Here is a 6,526-nt window from a genome sequence, read left to right as displayed (position 1 = left end):
CCGTGTTTCTCGTGTTTTCTTGGCCGGAATTATAATATACCATGTACAGATTTCGAATGCAAGCTTTATTTTCAATTTATCTGTGAGGGGTTCTCTTCTTCCTCTCTACTCCTATTTATAACTTATACGATACTCATCCCTCATCAGCAATTATCTTTTTAATCTCGGAGAATAGCAACTCTCTCACATTACAATAGTTTCTATTATATATAGTAGAGTGTCTTTCAAACTGGCTATATCCAGCTGCTATTTAATTCTCGTCGTGCTGTTTTTCAAGTTTGCTATTTTAGTATACACATTAGGGCCTGATGATTTTACCATCCGATCCGCTTACATCAAAGAAAACCAACGTTATGCTTCTTAGTCAACTCACGCATCAATTTACAGGCATCTTACGGAACAGACCATGCGAATTTATCATAAACCAATTCTTTTCCAAGCGAGTATTCTGTTAATCGATTATCTGTTCCCGCTCCTTCCATCGCTTCAAACACATTCATCGTCCACATACATAGAAGGAAATGTCTGAATAGGAATGGTCCTCCGACCACTTTCGACTACTTTGTCTGCTCACCATACCATCTCATAAACGACGCTATATCAACCGAAGCTTTGGCTGGATCAAAAACCATCAAATCATAACTCATGTATGTTCCTCCTTTATATATAGAAGAAAGTCAAAGTTCATGCTACATATATAGAAGAAACAAAAAAGCGAAAGCCCCGTTAATGTACCAAGGCTTCCGCTTCTTTTCATTTGTACAATAATAAATACATCATAAGTATCTGACCCAATCCATTCAGTCAAACCTTTATTCCCCACCTATAAATACATACCGACATATAACAATGATAGCCAATATCCACATAAGCCAGTGTATCTTCACTTTGCGATCCGTAACCAGGTTACCGAATACGGCCAGGATTACATAAGATACAATCCCTGCAGAAATCCCGTTTGCAATTCCTCCAGTGAAAGGCATCAATACGATGGTAAGAAACGCCGGGAAAGCTTGCAGGAAGTCATCCCACTCAATGCTACGAACCTGATTCATCATCAAGACACCCACGATGATCAACGCCGGAGCTGTTGCAGCGGACGGAACAACCAATGCAAGTGGAGCAATAAACAAAGCCAGGATGAATAGGATACCTGTCGTTACAGAGGTCAGACCTGTACGTCCACCAGCTTCGACGCCTGAGGCACTTTCAACGAATGCGGTAATTGTACTTGTACCCAGTGCAGCCCCTGCACTTACACCCACTGCATCCACGAGCATTGCTTTACCAATTGTTTTCTCGCCTTTCTTCTTGTCCTTCATAATCCCCATTCGTGTTGCTGTACCCACCATTGTTCCAAATGTGTCAAACAGCTCTACAAAGGTGAAGATGAAGATGATTTCAAACAATCCAAGGCTAATTGCACCTTTCAAGTCCAGTTGTCCAACCGCCAAATCACTGAAGTTAGGCAACCAGCTTGCACCAGACAATCCGCTGAGATTCGTAACGCCCATGGGGATACCAATCAACGTTGTAGCAATGATACCGATTAGCAATGCACCTTTGACGCGCATAACCATCAGTACAGCAATAATGAGTAGTCCAATCAGTGCCAGTAACGCATCATGATGAGTGATGAAATTACCCAAAGACAGATTAAAACTGCTGCCCGGAATCGGTTGGCTCAGATCTGCATCAGGTGCAACATTGACTGTTACAGCGACCAGATTAGCCAGTTTGAAACCTACAATGGTAATAAAGAGACCAATACCAACGGTGATTGCCATTTTTAATGAGTCTGGAACTGCAACGAGCAGCATTTGACGAATTTTGGTTACTGTCAAAATAATAAACACGATACCAGAGATAAATACGGCTCCGAGAGCTGCCTGCCAGGAAATCGCACCGTTGGAACTCAGAACCACGGTCATGAAGTAAGCGTTCAAACCCATACCTGGTGCAAGGGCGATCGGAATGTTAACGAACAATCCCATAATGATGGTCATCAGACCAGCACCCACGGCTGTTGCAAAAAATACTGCATTGTCCGACATACCGGCTCCGGCTGATCCCAAGAACAACGTGTTTACGAAAAGAATGTACGCCATTGTCATAAAGGTAGTAAGACCCGCAACAATCTCCGTTCTAACGTTCGTTCCGTTTTCTTTTAATTTAAAGAAACGATCCATAATTCAATAATTCCCCCTTAGAGATGTTGAAGCCTTTTGAAAAACGACAAATACCCCTGAGATGAATGCATCACCCAGGGTTTTAACTGATGAGGAGTGGCACGGTGCCAATTAGGGAGAACAAAAAAAATTCTAATGTGCGTGATGTCATGCCCGACGCAATCATGTAGAATTCATGTGCTCAGCCTTCTCCTCTTCGTAGCCAGATCATTAGGGTGATCTCGTAGAGACTCCCAGGCCAATCCCCGGGATTATACGAAGTAGTATGCGCTATTTGTGTGTTTCCAATCACTATTTTAGGAGGGTTACCTCTAGTTTGTCAATGAGAAAAACGAATATTATTATCACTTATCATATAAATCGTTCGTATTATTTAACAAAATGAACCAGTTCAGCGGTTTACCACCCAAATTAAACTGAGGTTTCACAAATCAAAAAGCTACCGCAATCAAAGGTGGCAGGCACACTTTGATTGCGGTAGCTTCATAGGTTACCGTTACCGAGAAGATGGTTATGTGATGAGGATCATGTATTTGGATATTCAAAAAGCTTAGGTATAGAGAGCAGACTGCTACGGTTACTAATTCATTTTTTTACATGATAGGTCCTACGCCATATATTCTAAATCTCTGTCTGATGCACGTCCTGTGCCTGCTGTTGTTCCTGACCTGTATTATCGGTCGATCCCTCAGACAATTCCTGATTCTGTGCTTGATCGGAAGATGAATCTGCTGCCTCTAAGTTCACAAATGAAGAATCTCCCGCACCAAGAGCCAAGTCCTGCATACCCGAGCCGCATCCTGCCAGCATCACCATCAGAAACGCACTTCCAATGCCCATCTTCCATTTGCTCATATTGTCGGTTTTACGCATACATTCAATTCTCCTTTCAGTTGCCATATAGCCGTATTCTGTACTTAGTGTACAAGCCCGACATGAAAATAATATGAAACGAACTTAAAAAAGAAATTAAATATTCAGAGATTCATCGTTATACCACCATCCGCTCTCATCCCACATGCCTGCTGCCATTATCGCCTGCTTCGCCACTTTTTGCTGTTTGGCACTTTTCAAATGAACGATCATTCTTTCCAAGGATTTATGATAAATCAGGGATTCGATATCTTCGGCATTAATATGCTTCATTTGCAGAAGAGCGAGCTCTTTCAGACTTTTGGAAGTCTTTGCCCAGTCAATATTCTCCACATTCACATTGTTCAGGAAAACACGCTGTAATTCAGTCAGATTTTCAAGAGACGGCAGACTCGTTAGATGCGGCTGGTCCTCTATCCCTAATAAGCGCAATCCCTTCAATTCAGGCAATACGGATAGGTCAGATAATCCTTTCACCCTTAGGAGCTTCAACAGTTGCAAGGATTCCATTCCCGCAAGGCTATCCAGATTCTCTGCTCCACCAAAACTGAGATGAAGTTCGCGCAAATCCGTTAAATCTTTTAAGTATCCCAATTCCTTTAATGGCATTCCCGAAACATAGAGGGACCGGAGTGAAGACAATGTTCCGATCGTTTCGATGTTAGTTGTATGACCATTCACACTCAGCGTTTTAAGCTCGGTAAAGCGGTTAAGTACGGACAAATTGGTTTTCTTTGTTTTAGTTTTGCCGATGCGGAGCTGCTCTAAAGTGTTAGGTACAAGTGTTAATACATCAAGAGATTCCGCTTCAAATACGTCAAAAGCAAATTCTTTTAACCTTAGCATTTCACCTAAGCCCTCAATCCCATGAACGCGTCTATTACAATCAATCACAAGCTTTTCTAAATGGTTCATATATCTTAGACCAGACAAGTCGCCAGATTGCGAATGAAAGCCATATATGCGAAAAGTAACATCGGGTCTGTTGGCAAACAGCTCCTCATTCAATATCTGCATCAGGTTCACATCCGGGATATTGTGCTCGCTGTATTGAACAATCTTTAGCTCAGGATGAGCCGTAAGTGCGACAACCTCCTCACGAGTCCATCCCGAGTTGAGTTCGATTCTTTCCTTCATCCGCTATTATTCCTCCTTACAGAGTTTCTTCTTCGTAATATCTATTGGTTGGTCCATTGATTATCTAAACCAAAGTATAAATAACGTCTGGCGCAAACACAAAATGAAAAGAAAAAAGAGACCGAAGCTCCTTTGACGGAAACTCCGATCCCTTGTTATTAAATCTGTATAGATAACTTCTATTCCCACTCAATCGTTGCTGGCGGTTTGGAAGTTACGTCATACACGATACGGTTTACGTTATCCACTTCGTTAACGATCCGCACGGAGATTTTCTCCAATACGTCCCAAGGGATACGTGCCCAGTCAGCTGTCATACCATCGATGGATGTTACAGCACGGATACCTACAGTATAGGAATACGTACGCGCATCACCCATAACCCCAACACTCTTCATGTTAGGCAGGGCCGTAAAGTATTGCCAGATTTCGCGGTCAAGACCGGCTTTGGCAATCTCCTCGCGCAGGATGTAGTCCGAATCACGAACGATTTTGAGCTTGTCCTCCGTTACTTCGCCCAGTACACGGATAGCAAGACCCGGACCTGGGAATGGCTGACGCCATACAATTGCTTCTGGCAAACCGCACTCTTCGCCGACTTTACGCACTTCGTCTTTGAACAAGGCACTCAGTGGTTCGATCAGCTTGAAGTTCATGTCCTCAGGCAATCCGCCCACATTGTGGTGGGATTTGATAGTTTGAGCTGTCGCTGTGCCACTTTCCACGATATCCGTGTACAGTGTACCTTGCGCCAGGAATGCAAAATCATCAAACTGCTTGGATTCTTCGTCAAATACGTAAATAAACTCGTTACCGATAATTTTACGTTTTTGTTCCGGATCATCCACGCCTGCCAGTTTGGACAGGAAACGCTCTTGTGCATCGATTTTGACAACTTTCATGTCGAATTTGCCGACGAACGTCTCCATTACGCTCTCCGCTTCGCCTTTACGCAGCAGACCATGGTCGATAAACATACATGTCAGTTGGTCACCGATGGCTTTGTGAAGCAATGCAGCAACAACGGAAGAATCTACACCGCCGCTAAGTGCGCACAATACTTTACCATCGCCCACTTTTTCACGGATATCCTTGATCGTATCTTCGATAAACGTCTCCATGCTCCAGTTGCCTTCGCAACCACAGATTTCGTACAGGAAGTTTTTGATCATTTCATTACCGCGAACAGAGTGACGTACTTCTGGATGGAACTGAACAGCATACAATTTGCGCTCATCGTTGCTCATCGCTGCGATTGGCGCACTTTCCGTGCCTGCATCCAGTTTGAATCCAGCAGGAAGAGCAACCACGTGGTCACCATGACTCATCCATACCGTATGTTCACCTTCGATACCTTGTGCAAGAGCAGAACCTGGTGCAAACTCGATATCCGCTTTACCGTACTCACGCTTCTCGGAACGCTCCACTTTACCATCAAGCTGTTGCGCCATAAGCTGCATGCCGTAACAAATTCCGAAGATTGGCACTCCCAGATCATAAACGGCCGGATCTACGTGTGGTGCATTTTCTGCATAAACGCTAGATGGTCCGCCCGAGAATACGATTCCTTTTGGTGATAATTCTGCGATTTTCTCCGCCGGTGTGTTATACGGCAAAAGCTCGCTGTATACGCCCAGATCCCGGATTCTTCTGGCGATTAACTGGTTGTATTGGCCCCCAAAGTCAAGGACAACCACTATTTCATTTTGCTTATTCATTACCGAGCCTCCCTCAATTAATGAAACTAATTATACGCAACGACAAAACATACCGTCAAGGAAAGGCGAAACTCCTTTTTTCGACATCTCAAAACATGGCATATTCAACGCCTGAGATTACAATATTTAGTCGAATATTCTCGCCTCCATTCTATATATTTCCGATCGGAAATATAAGAAAAGGGTTGACGCACTATTTTCATCATAAAAGAGATCTTCCGCATAAAGCTCACGGTGTATGATCGCGGAAAGACGCCTCATTCGCTTTATGTTGCGAGAAAGGCGTCCTATGTTTAGTGCTGCGCTGTACTTCGTGTTACAGCGCCTGCATGCGCCGGGCCAGTTGAAGTGCCCGGCGCAGGAAGTCCAGACTGTCCGCACGCAGCGGACGGTCCGGCCCGTACAGCAGCCGTTCCCAGTCGGCTGCGAACCGCGCGATGTCCGCGCCGTCCGTGCCTGCGGCTGCGGCGGGTGACGCTGCATATTCACGCAGCGTCATGCCCGGCGGCCGCGGGCCGTAGCGGCGCGCGAGCGCGGTCCAGACCGGAGCGGCGGCGCTGAGCAGCCGCTCGCGGTCCGGAAAGCTGCTGCGCGGCCACGCCAGCAGCA

Annotated in this window: 5 protein-coding genes and 1 riboswitch; all 5 genes read right to left on the bottom strand. The window is 44.9% G+C overall.

Annotated elements, in window-relative coordinates:
* Positions 1 to 812: 812 nt before the first annotated feature.
* Positions 813 to 2,189: an NCS2 family permease gene (locus A6049_RS31895; RefSeq protein ID WP_063568417.1), complete on the bottom strand. Its 1,377-nt coding sequence runs from the start codon at positions 2,187 to 2,189 to the stop codon at positions 813 to 815.
* 179 nt (positions 2,190 to 2,368) lie between these two features.
* Positions 2,369 to 2,468: riboswitch (purine riboswitch) on the bottom strand.
* Between the two features lie 342 nt (positions 2,469 to 2,810).
* Positions 2,811 to 3,062, bottom strand: a complete 252-nt coding sequence (locus tag A6049_RS31890) for a hypothetical protein (protein ID WP_063568416.1) — start codon at positions 3,060 to 3,062, stop codon at positions 2,811 to 2,813.
* A 96-nt stretch (positions 3,063 to 3,158) separates the two neighbouring features.
* A complete protein-coding gene (locus tag A6049_RS31885) occupies positions 3,159 to 4,199 on the bottom strand; it encodes a leucine-rich repeat domain-containing protein (protein WP_063568415.1) in 1,041 nt (346 codons plus the stop codon).
* A gap of 179 nt (positions 4,200 to 4,378) precedes the next feature.
* Positions 4,379 to 5,917, bottom strand: a complete 1,539-nt coding sequence (guaA, locus tag A6049_RS31880; RefSeq protein WP_063568414.1) for a glutamine-hydrolyzing GMP synthase — start codon at positions 5,915 to 5,917, stop codon at positions 4,379 to 4,381.
* A 316-nt stretch (positions 5,918 to 6,233) separates the two neighbouring features.
* Positions 6,234 to 6,526 (bottom strand): DUF4129 domain-containing protein (locus A6049_RS31875; RefSeq protein ID WP_161490673.1); only part of this gene is annotated, 293 nt, incomplete at its 5' end.

The sequence above is a fragment of the Paenibacillus sp. O199 genome, assembly GCF_001636635.1.
In the GTDB taxonomy this organism is placed as follows: Bacteria; Bacillota; Bacilli; order Paenibacillales; family Paenibacillaceae; genus Paenibacillus; species Paenibacillus marchantiae.
Note: the sequence above shows the minus strand (reverse complement) of the source record. Positions and strands in the feature narration are given on the sequence as shown.

Bases quoted from the DNA above. Each gene is read 5' to 3' on its own strand.
- A6049_RS31890 (WP_063568416.1), bottom strand. From the start codon at position 3,062: ATGCGTAAAACCGACAATATGAGCAAATGGAAGATGGGCATTGGAAGT.
- guaA (WP_063568414.1), bottom strand. From the start codon at position 5,917: ATGAATAAGCAAAATGAAATAGTGGTTGTCCTTGACTTTGGGGGCCAA.
- A6049_RS31885 (WP_063568415.1), bottom strand. From the start codon at position 4,199: ATGAAGGAAAGAATCGAACTCAACTCGGGATGGACTCGTGAGGAGGTT.
- A6049_RS31895 (WP_063568417.1), bottom strand. From the start codon at position 2,189: ATGGATCGTTTCTTTAAATTAAAAGAAAACGGAACGAACGTTAGAACG.